Below are 15,976 nucleotides of genomic sequence, written 5' to 3'. Positions count from 1 at the left end.
AGGCAAGACCGAGAGATTACCGTGTTTCACAAGTGCAACGCGAGCCGCCGATGCGTAGGCGCGGGCCTGCCGAAACGCGTTTTCGGCAATTTCGTCGCGAAATAATCATCGGAAGTGTCTAAAGTATCGGAACGATTTGCCGCTAAGTCCGTGATGGGGCGGTAAAGGCGCGCCGCGCGGATGCGGCTGGTTTGTTCAATAAAGGCTTGATATGTCGACACCGCTGTTCGGAAAGTTGTTTGCGCAACCCGTTGCGATCGACCCTGGAACGGCGAGTACGCGGATTTATACGCATGAGCGCGGCGTGGTGCTGAACCAGCCGTCGGTCGTCTGCTTCCGCAAGGGCGGGGCGTCCGACGCGCGGCCGACCCTCGAAGCGGTCGGCGAGCTCGCGAAGGCGCTGCTCGGACGCGAGCCAGGGCACCTGGAGGCCGTGCGGCCGATGCGGCACGGCGTGATCGCCGATGCGCACGCCGCCGTGCAGATGATCCGCCGCTTCATCGACATGTCGCGCACGCGGTCGCGCTTCAGCCGCCGTGTCGAGGTCACGCTGTGCGTGCCGTCGGATGCGACGGCGGTCGAGCGCCGCGCGATCCGCGAGGCCGCGTTCGCGGCCGGTGTGTCGGAGGTCGAACTGATCGAGGAAGCGCTCGCGGCCGGGCTCGGCGCGGGGCTGCCGGTGACCGAGCCGGTCGGCTCGATGGTCGTCGACATCGGCGCCGGGACGACCGAAGTCGCGGTGATCGCGCTCGGCGGCATCGTCTACCGCGAGTCGATCCGCGTCGGCGGCAACCAGTTCGACGCGGCGATCATCAACTACGTGCGCAACCTGTACGGCGTGCTGCTCGGCGAGCAGACGGCCGAGCGCGTGAAGAACACGATCGGCTCGGCCACCCGTGCCGTGCCGCGCACGTCGACACGCGCGATCGGGCGCGGCATCGAGGACGGCCTGCCGCGCTCGATCGAGCTGTCCAACCACGATGTGGCGGACGCGCTGGCCGCGCCGCTCAAGCAGGTGATCGGCGCGGTGAAGTCGGTGCTGGAAAACGCGCCGGCCGAACTCGTGACCGACATCGCGCATCGCGGCGTGGTGCTGACGGGCGGCGGCGCGCTGCTCGCGAATCTCGAGCGCCTGCTGCGCGACGAGACCGGCCTGATCGCACGGATCGCCGACGACCCGGCCACCTGCGCGGTGCGTGGCGCCGGTGAGGCGATGGGACGGCTTGCGATGTGCCCGGTGGATTGACGCCGGCCGGGCAGGCTCGTCGACGTTCCTTGAAAGTCTTTTGAACCCCGAAGCTTCCGGGATGCCGGAACGTCGTCCAGTTCCTCCGGATACGTTCACGCGTCATGTCGGCCGCGAGACCTGGACATGCGCGAGCGCGGCGTGGCAGTATGCCGGGCCGCGTGCCGCCCAAGCCGGCGGCACACTTCTCCAGGAGTCCGACACCATTGAAGCAGCGTTTCAAGCGGGGTAGCGTGGCCCGGATCGGCCGTGTGCTGGCAGCGTTCGCGTGCCTGTGGATCGTCGCGGCCGTCGTGCTCGTCGGCGCGGGGATGCGGATGCCGAGCGAGCCGGCCGATGTCGCGGTGATCTTCGGCAATGCGCTGGATGACCGCGGCGCGCCGAAACCCGTGCTTGCCGCGCGGCTCGACGTCGGCGTGCGCTGCTATCGCGAAGGGCAGTGCCCGGCGTTCCTCGTCAGCGGCGCGATCGACGGCCCCGGGCTGAACGAGGCGACCGCGATGCGCGACTATCTGGTCGCGCACGGCGTGCCGGCCGACCGGATCGCCGTCGACGATCAGGGCGACAACACGCTCGCAACCGCGCAGCACACCCGCGCGTACATGCAGGCGCACCGGATGTCGCGCGTGCTGATCATCAGTCAGTATTACCACCTCGCGCGGGTGCGCCTCGCGTTCGAGCGGGTCGGCATCGCCGGCGCGAACATCTCCGCCGCGTATCCGCACCACTTCCAGTTGCGCGATATCTATTCGAGCTGGCGGGAAGTGCCGGCGTATGCGATCTATGTGCTGCGTCTGTGGCTCAATCCGGATGCGCGGCCTGTGTCGTTCCGGCCGATGCTTTATCTGATGAGCCTGTTTTCGTAACGCGACGCGGCGCGATGTCTGCCGCGCGTGTGCCGGGTTTCGATTTTCCGCGCCGCGGTCCTTTTCCGTTTCCAATTTTCTCGCCGAATCACGCCGAATCCGGTGCGCTATCCCATTGATGGATCGGTACCGCCGTCACCGGATCATTAACGACGATCCGCATCGCAGACTTCAAGCAACGCCGGATTCGAAAGTGATTTGCAGGATGTTGAAAATTCGCTTTTGGTTCGGCGGATCAAGGCGCTCGGCGATTTTTTCGGCCTATCGGCGTGAGCGCGGATATATCCCCTCGCGCAAATTCCGTTCCAAATTCAGGATAGGGAGTATTGGTGTTTCCACTGACTGCAACGCCCGGAAAGCCTTCCCACGCCTCGCGCGGAATTACCGGAATGCTTCAGTGGTTCTACTGGCGGCACGTCAGCGCCAGTAAAAAGTACATATTTCGTTGATCTGGTTCAGATAGTAAAACATCGACTGGAAAACCTTGTTTTTTTGATATAGCCTTGTCTGACAAAAGAAGGGCGGTAATTAATCAACCAGAAAATCGCTGCATAAAAAACAAGGGGCCAGGGCATGTCATTCGGCTAGTTTTGCGTTCGCAAACGAGAATCGATTAACCAGCAGTTCATCCACGAATAAACCGACGTCGTTCCGCGACCGCCGGAAGGGACGCTTTCGTCCCGAATATTCCGCCGTCGCCGATCCGATTCAGCGGTCAAGCCGATGCCGAGGGGAAGCATGAACATTGCGCATTCGAAGAAGAGCGGCGAGTCGTTTCCGAGGTTCCTGTTACCGACCGGCGTTTTCCTGGCCTTGTCGGGTGCGGGCATCGTTTCCGCCTATGCGACCTGCTCGACGGCGGGCACGACGGTGACCTGTTCGGGCGTCGCGAATCCGCTGGCGCCAAGCTATTCGAACAGCGCGAACAACCTGAACGTCACGGTGAACCCCGGCGCGAGCGTCGGCGTGCTGCTCGGCGTGGGCGGCACCGCGATGTCGCTGACCGGCAGCAACAACACGCTGACCAACAACGGCACGATCGATCCGACCGTGCTCGGCACGGGCCTGGGCGTGCTGTCGAGCGGCGCGGTGGTCGGCAATGCGGCGGCGAGCACCACGACCGTGACCAACAACGGCACGATGAACGGCTCGACCGGTGTCGCGATCAGCGGCGTGACGGGCATGGCGCTGTCGGTGCAGAACGGCACGGGCGGCACGTCGACGATCACCAACACCGGCACGATGGGCTCGACCCCGCTGGTCGGCGCGACGCTTGTCGGCGCGGATGCGCCCGTGGTCGCCGCGTACGGCGGTGGCACGGTCAACATGACGAACAGCGGGACGATCACCGGCCGCGTGTCGCTCGGATCGAACGGCACGCCTGGGCAGGGCAATACCTTTACCAATTCGGGCACGATCAACGGCGGCGTGTCGATGGGCGCGAACAGCACCAACACGTTCAATGCCGTGACGGGCTCGTCGGTCAACACGGCGGGCGGCACGGGCGGCGCGTTCAACATCACGGTCGGTCCGGTCACGCTCGGCGTCGCGGCGACCGGCACCGTCGACGGCGGCGCCGGCGGCAACAACACGCTGGTGCTGCAGCAAGGCGCGTCGGCAAACGGCACCATTGCGGCCAACAACTACATCAACTTCAATCATCTCGACGTCACGAGCGGCAACTGGACGATCAACGGCGCGTCGACCGCGCAGGACGCGACGCTGGCGGGCGGCGTCGCGATCATCGGCAACAACGCGTCGCTCGGCACGGGCACCATCACGGCCACCGGCGGTGCGCTGCAGGCAGGCGCCGTCGGGCTTAACGTCAGCAACAACGTGGATCTCGGCGCGGGCGGGTTGACGGTGCAGGGCGCGACGGGGCTCTCGCTGTCGGGCGCGGTGACGGGCGCCGGCGCGCTGACGAAGAACGACGGCGGCACGCTGACGCTGTCGGGCGCGAACAGCTACACGGGCGGCACGAACCTGAACGCCGGCGGCCTCGTGGTCGGCAACAACGGCGCGCTCGGCACCGGTGCGCTGAACGTCAACGCGTCGGCGTCACTCGACACGAGCACGAACGTGACCCTCGGCAACGCGGTCAATCTCGCGACGGGCGCGACGCTGACGCTGGGCGGCAGCAACGCGCTCGGCCTGGCCGGCACGATCAGCGGCACCGGCGGGCTCGTGAAGAACGGCGCGGCGACGACGACGCTGACCGGTGCGAACACGTACACCGGCGACACGACGATCAACAGCGGCACGCTGGCGCTCGGCGCGGGCGGCAGCCTCGCGTCCACGGGCACGGTCAACCTCGCCGGCGCGGGTGCGACGTTCGACCTGGCCGGCGCGACGGGCGCGCAGACGATCGGTTCGCTCGCCGGCGCGGCCGGCACGAACGTGAACCTCGGCGGCAATTCGCTGACGCTCGACGGCAGCGCGAATACGACCTACGCGGGCACGATCGCCGGCACGGGCGGCGTGACGCTGTCGGGCTCCGGCACGCAGGCGCTGACCGGCGCGAACGTCTACACGGGCGACACGAACCTGAACGGCGGCAACGTCGTCGTCGGCAGCAACACGGCACTGGGATTCGGCGCGGTCAACGTCAACGGCTCGTCGACGCTCGATGCGACCGCCAACGTGTCGCTGGCGAACGGCGTCAACCTCGCCACCGGCACGACGCTCACGCTCGGCGGCAGCACCGATCTCGGGCTGAGCGGCACGATCGCCGGCGCGGGCGGGCTCGTGAAGAACGGTGCGGCGGCGCTGACGCTGACGGGCGCGAACAGTTACACGGGCGGCACGACGCTGAACGCCGGCAGCCTCGTGCTCGGCAACAACGCGGCGCTCGGCACGGGGGCGCTCAGCGTCGGTGGCGCGGCGACACTCGATACGACCACGAGCCTGTCGGTCGCCAACGCGATCGATATCGGCACGAGCGCGACACTGACGCTCGGCGGCAGCAACGCACTCGGCCTGGCCGGCACGATCAGCGGCACCGGCGCGCTCGTGAAGGACGGCGCGGCGACCACGACGCTGACGGGCACGAACACCTATACCGGCGGCACGACGATCAACGCCGGCACACTGGCGATCGGCGCGGGCGGCAGCCTGTCGTCCACGGGTACGGTGAACCTGGCCAATGCGGGCGCTGCGTTCGACATCGCCGCGGGCGGCGCACAGTCGATCGGCGCGCTGTCGGGCGCGGCCGGCACGAGCGTGAACCTGGGTGCAAACGCGCTGACGCTGGGCGGGACCGCAAGCGGCACGTTCGGCGGCACGATCGGCGGCACCGGCAGCCTGACGCTCGAGGGCACCGGCACGCAGACGCTGAACGGCGCGAATACCTATACGGGCGGCACGAACCTGAACAGCGGCAGCCTCGTGCTCGGCAACAACGCGGCGCTGGGCACCGGAGCGCTCAGCGTCGGCGGCGCGGCGACGCTCGATACGAATGCGAGCCTGTCGGTCGCCAACGCGATCGATCTCGGCACGGGTGCGACGCTGACGCTCGGCGGCAGCAACGCGCTCGGGCTGGGCGGCGCGATCACAGGAGCAGGCGCGCTCGTGAAGGACGGCGCGGCGACGACCACGCTGACGGGGACGAATACCTACACCGGCGGCACGACGATCAACGCCGGCACGCTGGCGATCGGCGCGGGCGGCAGCCTCGCATCGACCGGCGCGATGAATCTCGCGGGCGCGGGCGCGACGCTCGACCTGAGCGCCGCGTCGGGCGGTCAGTCGCTCGGCGCGCTGTCCGGCGTCGCGGGGACGAGCATCGATCTGGGCGGCAACGCGCTGACGCTGGGCGGGACGGCAAGCGGCACCTTCGGCGGCGCGATCGGCGGCACCGGCAGCCTGACGCTGGCCGGCACCGGCACGCAGACGCTGAACGGCGCGAGCACCTATTCGGGCGGCACGAACCTGAACAGCGGCGGCCTCGTGCTCGGCAACAACGTGGCGCTCGGCACCGGCGCATTGAATGTCGGCGGCGCGGCGACGCTCGATACGAACGCGAACCTGTCGGTCGCCAATGCGATCGATCTCGGCACGGGCGCGACGCTGACGCTCGGCGGCACCAACGCACTCGGGCTGAGCGGTGTGATCTCCGGGTCCGGCGCGCTCGTGAAGGACGGCGCGGCGACGACCACGCTGACGGGGACGAATACCTATACCGGCGGCACCACGATCAACGCCGGCACGCTGGCGATCGGCGCGGGCGGCAGCCTGGCATCGACCGGCGCGATGAATCTCGCGGGTGCAGGCGCGACGCTCGACCTGAGCGGCGCGTCGGGCGGGCAGACGCTCGGTGCGCTGTCGGGCGTGGCCGGCACCAATGTGAGCTTGGGCGCGAATGCGCTGACGCTGGGCGGGACCGCGAGCGGCACCTTCGGCGGCGTCATCGGCGGCACCGGCAGCCTGACGCTCGCGGGCACCGGCACGCAAACGCTGTCCGGCGCGAACACGTACACGGGCGGCACGACGATCAACGGCGGCAGCACGCTCGCGCTCGGCGCGGGCGGCAGTCTCGCGGCGAGCGGCGCGGTGAATCTCGCGGGCGCGGGCGCGACGTTCGACCTGGGCGGTGCGTCGGGCGCGCAGACGATCGGCGCGCTGACCGGCGCGGGCGGCTCGAACGTGAACCTCGGCGCGAATGCGCTGACGCTGAGCGGCAGCGGCAACAACACGTTCGGCGGCGCGATCGGCGGCACGGGCAGCCTGACGCTGGCCGGCGCCGGCACGCAGACGCTCACAGGCGCGAACACGTACACCGGCGGCACGACGATCGATGGCGGCAGCACGCTTGCGCTCGTTTCGGGCGGCAGCCTCGCATCGACCGGCACGGTGAGCCTGGCCGGCACGGGCGCGACATTCGACGTGAGCGGCGCAGCGGGCGCCGAGACGATCGGTGCACTGTCGGGCGCGGCCGGCACGACCGTGAACCTCGGCGCGAATGCGCTGACGCTGAACGGCAGCGGCGCCAGTACGTTCGGCGGGACGATCGGCGGCACCGGCGCCGTGACGGTCGCGGGCACCGGCACGCAGACGCTCACTGGCGCGAACACGTACACCGGCGGCACGACGATCAACGGCGGCAGCACGCTCGCGCTCGGCTCGGGCGGCAGCCTCGCATTGGGCAGCACGGTGAACCTCGCGGGCACGGGCGCGATGTTCGACCTGAGCGGCGCGTCGGGCGCGCAGACGCTCGGCACGCTGACCGGCACGGCCGGCACGAACGTGAACCTCGGTGCGAACGCGCTGACGCTGAACGGCAGCGGCAACGGCTCGTTCGGCGGCGCGATCGGCGGCACCGGCGGCCTGACGCTGGCCGGCACCGGCACGCAGACGCTGACGGGCGCGAACACGTACACCGGCGGCACGACGATCAATGGCGGCAGCACGCTTGCGCTCGGTTCGGGCGGCAGCCTCGCGTCGACCGGCTCGGTGAACCTGGCCGGGTCGGGCGCGACGTTCGACGTGAGCGGTGCAGCGGGCGCCGAGACGATCGGCGCGCTGTCGGGGGCCGCTGGCAGCACCGTGAACCTCGGCGCGAATGCGCTGACGCTGAACGGCAGTGGCGCCAGCACGTTCGGCGGGGTTATCGGCGGCACCGGCGCCGTGACGGTCGCGGGCACCGGTACGCAAACGCTGACGGGCGCGAACACGTACACCGGCGGCACGACGATCAACGGCGGCAGCACGCTCGCGCTCGGTTCGGGCGGCAGCCTCGCGTCGACGGGCGCGGTGAATCTCGCCGGCACCGGCGCGACGTTCGACGTGAGCGGCGCAGCGGGCACGCAGACGATCGGCACGCTGTCGGGGGCGGCCGGCAGCGCCGTGAACCTCGGCGCGAACGCGCTGGCGCTGAACGGCAGCGGCAACGGCACGTTCGGCGGGGTCATCGGCGGCACCGGCGGCGTGACGGTCGCAGGCACCGGCGTTCAGACGCTGACCGGCAGCAACACGTACACGGGCGGCACGACGATCGCGTCGGGCGGCACGCTGCAGCTCGGCAACGGCGGCACGTCGGGCAGCGTGGTCGGCAATGTCGTCGACAACGGCGCACTGATCGTCAACCAGTCCGGCGGCGTGACGCTCGCGAACGTACTGTCCGGCACCGGTTCGCTGACCCAGGCCGGCAGCGGAGCACTGACGCTGACGGGCACCAATACGCTGAGCGGCCCGACGACCGTCGCCGCGGGCACGCTCGCCGTCGCCGGTTCGCTCGGCCAGTCGGCCGTGACCGTGCAGAACGGCGCGACGCTGACGGGCACCGGCACGGTCGGCGGCGTCGTGGTCCAGGGCGGCGGCGTCGCGGCCGCGTCGCAACCGGGCGCGGCGCTGAACGTCGCCGGCAACGTCACGTTCCAGCCGGGCTCGACGCTGCAGGTCGCGGTCACGCCGCAGCAAAGCGGCAGCATTGCCGCGGGTGGCACGGCGACGCTGAACGGCGGCACCGTGCAGGTGCTCGCGAACCAGGCCAGCTACCAGCCGAGCACGACGTACACGATCCTCAGCGCATCGTCGGGCGTGCAGGGCGCGTTCAGCCAGGTGAATTCGAACTACGCGTTCCTGATGCCGACGCTCAGCTACGATCCGAACCACGTGTACCTGAAGCTCGTCACGAATGGCACGGCGCTGCCCGACGTCGCGACGACGCCGAACCAGCGCGCGGTCGCGACTGCGATCGGTGCGCTCGGCGCGGGCAACCCGCTGTACGACAAGGTGCTGACGACCGATGCGGCCACCGCGCGCCAGGCCTACGGGATGCTCGACGGCGAACTGCAGGCGAGCATGAAGAGCATGTTGCTGCTCGACAGCCGTTATGTGCGCGATGCCGTGACCGATCGCGTGCGCCAGGGTCTCGCGCCCGGATCGGGGCCGCTCGCGGCGCTGTCGTCGGGCGGGGCCGCGCTGTGCGGCGACAACACGGCCGGCGTGACCGACCCGACGCTGCCGCCGGAGCGCCGGATCGGCTCGCGCGAGGGCTGCTACGGCGGCACGCCTTACCAGCCGGTGGTCTGGGGGCAGGCGTTCGGCGGCCGCAGCCGGCTCGCGGGCGACGGCAACGCGTCGCCGATCAACCGCAGCATGACCGGCTTCATCGCCGGTGCCGACATGGCGCTCAACGACAAGTGGCGTGCCGGTCTGGCCGCGGGCGTCACGCACAGCTCGCTCGACAACGACCGCAGTTCGTCGGCGTCGGTCAACAGCTACTACCTGTCGCTGTACGGCGGTGCGCAGTACGGCGCGCTCGGCGTGCGCGGCGGCGCGTCGTACACGTGGTACCGGATCAACACCGACCGCTATCCGGGCTTCGCCGGCTTCTCCGATCACGATTCGGCCGGCTACAACGCGCATTCGGCGCAGGTGTTCGGCGAAGTCGGCTACGCACTGCCGCTCGGGCCGATCGCGCTCGAACCGTTCGCGGGTCTGGCCTACGTGAACCTGCATACCGACGGCTACACCGAAAGCGGCGGTGCAGCCGCGCTGCAGGCGGGCGGCCAGACGACCCACATCGGGTTCTCGACGCTCGGCCTGCGCGCCGCGTCGCAGCTCGGCTCGATCGCGAGCGGCACGTTCACCGCGCGCGGAATGGTCGGCTGGCGGCATGCGTTCGGCAACGTGCGGCCGTCGTCGGCGTTCACGTTCGCGAACGGCGGCACGTCGTTCCAGGTGTCGGGCGTGCCGATTGCGCGCGACAGCGCGGTACTCGAGGCCGGCATCGACGCGAACATCACGAAGCGCCTGACGCTCGGCCTCACGTTCAGCGGCCAGTACGGCAGCGGCGTGCGCGACAACGCGGTGCTCGGCAACATCCTGTGGAAGTTCTGACCGGCGCCTGACAGGTCTGTGCGCGACGCCATGCGGCGACGGCAACGTCGCATGGCGTCCGCGTCGTGTTCGTCGCTGCGCGCATTCCCCGTTCTGGCCTATCCTGTGCGAAACACGCGACGCGCGCCGCGCGTTGCGCCTCGACACAGGAGCATCGATGCCGAATCACGCCGAAGCCACCACGACGCAGGCGCCGCAAGTCGCGCCTCTCCCTCCGACTCAAGCGTCCGGCCCCGCATTCATCGCACCCGAAGCCGATCCGCAGGCGCTCGCGCGCAACAACCAGTACGTGCTGAAATCCGGCGACGCGTTCGTGGTCGGCGACGCGCTCGGCGACATCAGCGGGCACGACGACGGCCTGTTCGTCGACGACATGCGCGTGCTGTCGACATGGCGTCTGACCTTCGGCGGGCGCGCGCCGTCGCTGCTGTCGGGCGCGACGAGCGCGGACAACGCGTCGTTTACCGCGCACCTGACGAACCGCCCGCTGCCGCCGCTCGGCGGCAAGGAGACGCCCGAGGGCGTGATCCACATCGAACGGACGCGCGTGCTCGCGGGCGACGTGCTGTACGAAGCGCTGACGCTGACGAACTACGGCGCGAGCGAGGCCGAAGTGCCGCTGTCGCTGTCGTTCGCGGCGGATTTCAAGGACATGTTCGAAGTGCGCGGCACGCTGCGCCCGAAGCGCGGCACGGTGGGCGCGCCGCGCGTCGACGCAGGTGCGGTGCGGCTGCGCTACGACGGCCTCGACAAAGTCGAGCGCAACGTGACCGTGCATTTCTCGCCGGCGCCCGACGCGCTGTCGGTCGATCGTGCCGATTACACGCTGACGATCGCCGCGCAGGCATGCGTGTCGATCTACCTGACCGTCGACGCGACGCTCGATTCGGCGCACCACGGCGCGGACCCGGGATGCGGGCGTGTCGCGCTGCGCACCGCGCTCGTCGGCGTGCATCGCGAGATGCGTTCGCGACGCGAGTCGATGGCGCGCGTGCACACCGGCAATCCGCTGTTCGACGCGTGGCTCGACCGGTCGCTCGCGGATCTCGGGCTGCTCACGACGCAGCTCGATACCGGGCCGTATCCGTATGCGGGCATTCCGTGGTTCTCGACCCCGTTCGGCCGCGACGCGGTGATCACGTCGCTGCAGATGCTGTGGCTGCAACCGTCGCTCGCGCGCGGCGTGCTGCGCTTTCTCGCGGCGCATCAGGCGCGCGAGACCTCCGCATTCCGCGACGCCGAGCCCGGCAAGATCATGCACGAGTTCCGCCGCAGCGAGATGGCCGCGACGGGCGAGGTGCCGTTCGCGCTGTATTACGGCGGCGTCGACACGACCCCGCTGTTCATCGTGCTCGCGGGCGCGTACGTCGAACATACCGGCGACGATGCGCTGATCGACGAGCTGTGGCCCGCGCTCGAGCGTGCCGCGCAATGGGTGATCGACAAGTGCGACCGCAATCCGTACGGGTTGCTCGATTACCAGCGCACGTCGGAGCGCGGCCTCGCGAACCAGGGCTGGAAGGACAGTCACGACTCGGTGTTCCACGCGGACGGTCGCTTCCCGGACGGCCCGATCGCGCTCGTCGAAGTGCAGGCGTATGCGTGCGCGGCGCTCGAGGCGATGTCGATGTGCTCGCGCCGGCGCGGCCACGCGGCCGATGCGACGCGCTATGCACTGCGCGCGAAGGCGCTGCGCGATCAGGTCGACGCGCTGTTCTGGATGCCGGACGGCCAGTTCTACGGGATCGCGCTCGATGGTCATGGCGATCTGTGCCGCGTGCTCGCGTCGAACGCGGGCCATCTGCTCGCGTTCGGGCTGCCCGACGCGCAGCGCGGCGCGGCGGTCGCGGGCGTGCTCGGCTCGACGCTGTTCCAGACAGGCTGGGGCGTCCGCACGCTCGCGGCCGGCCAGCCGCGCTTCAACCCGATGGCCTATCACAACGGTTCGGTGTGGCCGCACGACAATGCGCTGATCGCGCGCGGGCTCGCGCGCTACGGCGACAAGACGGCCGCGGTGAACCTGCTGCGCGCGTTGTTCGAGGCGGCGGTCAGCTTCGAGATGCGGCTGCCGGAGCTGTTCTGCGGGTTTCCCGCGCCGGCGCGGCGAACCGCCGACGGCCTATCCGGTCGCGTGCCTGCCGCAAGCGTGGGCGGCCGGTGCGCCGTTCATGATGCTGCAGGCGTGTCTGGGCGTGAGCGTCGACGCGGCGCGCCACGAGGTGCGGGTCGAGCGCCCGACGCTGCCCGAAGGCGTCGACTGGCTGCGCATCGACGACCTGCGCGTCGGCGACGAAACCGTCTCGCTGACCTTCCGTCGGGTCGACGGCCAGGTGGTCGCGGCGGCGCAGCCTGGGCGTGTGAAGGTGGTCGCGCTGCTGTAGCGCAGGCGCGCGCGGACGTTGCGCGATGTCGCGCCACGTTCGCGCGCAGCGGCATAGAATCGTGACATGACCCTTGAACGATACGGGAGGCAACTACGATGACGACCGACAATCGGCCCGACGATGGCGAGCAGAAGCTCGAGAATCTGGAAGCGGCGGTCGACCACCTGCACAAGTCGATCGAGTCGCAGAGCATCGCGGCGGGGGCGGCGAAGGGCATCCTGTTCAGCCTGATCGAAACGCTCGGCGCGCTGATCGGCGATCCCGACCTGCCCGAACATGCGCGCTCGGGCTATGAGGCGCTGCGCGACAAGGCGAGCGAATTGCGCAGCGGGCTCGACCGGCATTGACGAACCGCAGCCCCGGCGCCGGCCGCACGGCCCGCGCCGGGGCTGCCCAATCCTGCGCGGCGCGCACAAAACCCCGTGCGCTCAATGAGTTAGCCATCTGGTGCGCAGGATATCCACAAGCTTGCCAACACAATCTGTGGAGAACCCGGCCGCCCCGATTCGGACGCGCAGCACACGCTGCGAGGTCGCCAACGATGCCGCGTCGTTGACCTGCCGGGCACGATCTACTGAATCCCCTTTTGTATCAGGATGTTACGTGTCACATCAGTGGAATATCCACAGGCTTGCCAACAAAATCTGTGGATAAGTCTCACCTGATTGCTTCCTGATGGTTGACGATCCCGCGGGCGGCGGCCGCTGCGTCGAACCCCGTGCGCACGGGCTGCCCGATGTGTGCGTCGTCGCCGTAAATCGTGCTCGATCAACGAGTTAGGGCCCGGGTACCCAGGATATCCACATCCTTGCCAACAAAATCTGTGGACAAGCCGGGCCCGTCATTCGACCGGTGCGGCGCCGGCCGCTTCCGCAACGATCCAGTCGCGAAACAGCGTCATCGCCGGCGTGAGCGGCTTCGACTTCAGCGACGTGAGCCAGTAGCCGCCCGCGCGCACGTCGATGTCGAGCGGCCGCGCGAGCAGGCCCAGCTGCAGTTCGCGCGCGAACATGCAGGCCGGCGCGAGCGCGATGCCCGCGCCTTGCATCGCCGCCTCGACCATCAGCCGCGACGAATCGAACACGGGCCCGTTGACCGACCATGGCTCGAGCTGCGCGGCGTCGAACCAGCCGAGCCATTCGTCGGTGCGGTACGAGCGCAGCAGCGTTTCGTTCGCGAGATCGGCCGGCGCTGCGAGGCGCTGCGCGATCTCCGGCGCGCACAGCGCGGTGAGCGGCGCGTCGAGCAGCCGCTCGTTGCGCGTCGCCGGCCAGTTGCCTTCCCCGAAGCGGATCGCGAAATCGAGGCCCTCGGCCGCGAGGTCGACGACGTTGTTGTTGGTCCGCAGCCGCAACTCGACGAACGGGTGCGTGTCGCCGAAGCGCTTCAACCGTGGCATTAGCCAACCTAGGGCAAAGGTGCCGACCGCGCCGAGCGTGAGCACCTCGTGGAAGCGCCCGCCGTCGAACTGCTTGAGCACGGTTTCGATCCGGCTGAATGCGTCGCTGAGCACCGGCAGCAGCGCGCGTCCTTCGTCGGTGAGCCCGAGGCCGCGCGGCAGCCGGGTGAACAGCGCGCAGCCGAGCCGTTCCTCCAGCGAGCGCACCTGTTGACTGACGGCCGCCTGCGTCACGCTCAGCTCGAGGCCGGCGCGCGTGAAATTCAGGTGGCGCGCCGACGATTCGAACGCGCGCAATGCATTCAGCGGAAGATGAGGGCGGAGCTTCGTCATAAGAATTTCTTGTGGCAGCGCTCAATTATCGTTGCTTGTCAGGCAACCGTAAAGTCACGATAGTGCTGTCTCGCCGGCCGGCCGTTTCGCATCCATTCCACCACGAGAGACCTGACATGACCTACTCATCGCAACGTCGAACCCTGTTGCTGGCCGCCGCGACGGCGCCGCTCGTCCTGACCGTCACCGCATGCGCGTCGTCGCCGGCCGCGGGGCAGGACGTTTCGTCCGCGACGTCGTTCGCCGCGCTCGAGCACGCGGCCGGCGGCCGTCTCGGCGTGTGCGCGATCGACTCTGCGAGCGGCCGGCGCGCGCAGCATCGCGCGGACGAGCGCTTCCCGTTCTGCAGCACGTTCAAGGCGATGCTGGGCGCGGCGGTGCTCGCGCGCAGCGTCGAGCGTCCGGGGCTGCTGCAGCAGCGCGTGACCTACGGGCCGTCCGATCTCGTGAACTACTCGCCGGTGTCGGGCAAGCATGTCGGCACGGGGATGACCGTCGCCGAGTTGTGCGAGGCGGCGATCCAGTACAGCGACAACTCGGCCGCGAATCTCGCGATGAAGCTGATCGGCGGACCGTCGGCGGTGACCGCGTATGCGCGCTCGATCGGCGACGACGCGTTCCGGCTCGATCGCTGGGAGACCGAACTGAACACGGCGTTGCCGGGCGACCCGCGCGACACGACGACGCCGGCCGCGATGGCCGCGAGCATGCGCGTGCTCACGCTCGGCGACGCGCTGCCGCCCGCGCAGCGTGCGCAGCTCGTTGCATGGCTGCGCGGCAACAAGGTCGGCGACAAGCGGATTCGCGCGGGCGTGCCGGCCGGGTCGCAGGTGGGCGACAAGACCGGCACCGGCGACTACGGGACGACGAACGATGCGGGCGTGATCTGGCTGCCGTCGCGCGCGCCGATCGTGCTCGCCGTGTACTACACGCAGGCGCGTGCCGATGCGAAGCCGAAGGACGACGTGATCGCGGCGGCCGCACGCATCGCGGTTGCGACGCTCGCTTGAGCGGGCGGCGCGGCGTGCGTGATCGATGGATGGATGAAGCGACGGAGGCACGCCGTGCCGCAGTCGTGACCGCCATGTCGAAACGTTGTGCGATCAACGACTTAGGTCACGCATGCTCAGGATATCCACATCCTTGCCAACAAAAATTGTGGACAAGCCCGCCACCGGTCGCGTTCATCGCGCGGCGAGCGCCGCGATCGCATGCGGCAGGCGTTGTGCGGGCCTGCCTGCACGGTTCGAAGCGGCACGGACAAAGTCTTTCGGATCAAGCGCTTGATTGCGGTATGCGCAGGCTATCCACATGCTTGCCAACAAAATCTGTGGACAAGCGGCGTGGCACGCGCGACAGGCGGCGTTGCGCATCGCGTGACGGTGCGCGAGCGGCGTTTTGCCGGCCGCCGGTGGCCCGTCACCCACCGCGTGCCGCATTCGAAGCGGCGCGGACAAAGCGTTTCGGATCAAGCGCTTGATCGCGATATGCGCAGGCTATCCACATGCTTGCCAACAAAATCTGTGGGTAAGTGACGGACGCGTCGTGCGTCGCCGGGGCGCCGACGTGGCATCGTGATGCGATGTGCGGCGAACCGGCGCATGTGACGGCCCGTTGCGGGCCGCGTCTGCATCACGCGTGCCAAAGTCCGTCGGATCAAGGGCTTAGCGTTGTGGTGCGCAGGATATCCACAAGCTTGCCAACATTTTCTGTGGAGAACTCCGCGATCGCGATCGGGCCGCATGGCACATCGTGCCACCCGTACGCGGTGCGCCGGCTCGTGCATTGGCTTATGCGTTCGCTCACGCAGTGCAAATGCCCGCCACGGCGACTTTCTGGAACAAGTGCGTGCTCGCGACGGCGGACGACGGATAGGCCGAGCGCTTCGCGACGCAAGTTCGCCCCGGAC

At 69.0% G+C, this 15,976-nt stretch carries 6 protein-coding genes and 2 pseudogenes; 6 read left to right on the top strand and 2 right to left on the bottom strand.

From position 1 onward, the window contains the following. Positions 1-211: 211 nt before the first annotated feature. The 5 genes and pseudogenes from LMA02_RS26850 (at position 212) to LMA02_RS26830 (ending at position 12,682) form a co-directional block, all read left to right on the top strand. Positions 212-1,246, top strand: a complete 1,035-nt coding sequence (locus LMA02_RS26850; protein ID WP_228908206.1) for a rod shape-determining protein — start codon at positions 212-214, stop codon at positions 1,244-1,246. 206 nt (positions 1,247-1,452) lie between these two features. Continuing rightward, entirely contained in the window at positions 1,453-2,112 is a 660-nt protein-coding gene (locus LMA02_RS26845; RefSeq protein ID WP_228908205.1) for a YdcF family protein, read from the top strand. Positions 2,113-2,850: 738 nt separating this feature from the next. After that, a complete protein-coding gene (locus tag LMA02_RS26840; RefSeq protein ID WP_228908204.1) occupies positions 2,851-9,951 on the top strand; it encodes an autotransporter-associated beta strand repeat-containing protein in 7,101 nt (2,366 codons plus the stop codon). 157 nt (positions 9,952-10,108) lie between these two features. Further along, positions 10,109-12,332, top strand: a pseudogene (locus tag LMA02_RS26835) (glycogen debranching N-terminal domain-containing protein). Positions 12,333-12,430: 98 nt separating this feature from the next. Further along, the gene (locus LMA02_RS26830) at positions 12,431-12,682 is read left to right on the top strand and encodes a hypothetical protein (protein WP_011659343.1); all 252 of its coding nucleotides are present in this window, start codon (positions 12,431-12,433) and stop codon (positions 12,680-12,682) included. 494 nt (positions 12,683-13,176) lie between these two features. Here the strand turns inward: LMA02_RS26830 and penR are convergent, their stop codons facing one another. Continuing rightward, positions 13,177-14,067 (bottom strand): beta-lactamase transcriptional regulator PenR, encoded by an 891-nt coding sequence (gene penR / locus LMA02_RS26825; RefSeq protein WP_228908203.1) that lies wholly within the window; start codon positions 14,065-14,067, stop codon positions 13,177-13,179. A 116-nt stretch (positions 14,068-14,183) separates the two neighbouring features. Here penR and blaPEN-bcc point away from each other — a divergent pair, with 116 nt between their 5' ends. Continuing rightward, positions 14,184-15,077, top strand: coding sequence for a PEN family class A beta-lactamase, Bcc-type (gene blaPEN-bcc / locus LMA02_RS26820; RefSeq protein WP_228908202.1), 894 nt, complete (start codon positions 14,184-14,186; stop codon positions 15,075-15,077). Between the two features lie 792 nt (positions 15,078-15,869). On the opposite strand, the pseudogene LMA02_RS26815 reads toward blaPEN-bcc, so the two are convergent. Then, positions 15,870-15,959 (bottom strand): annotated as a pseudogene (locus LMA02_RS26815) (antibiotic biosynthesis monooxygenase); the annotation flags it as partial. Positions 15,960-15,976 lie beyond the last annotated feature (17 nt).

The sequence above is a fragment of the Burkholderia sp. B21-005 genome (genome assembly GCF_020843965.1).
Taxonomy (GTDB): Bacteria; Pseudomonadota; Gammaproteobacteria; order Burkholderiales; family Burkholderiaceae; genus Burkholderia; species Burkholderia ambifaria.
This window is presented reverse-complemented; position numbering and strand designations above follow the sequence as displayed.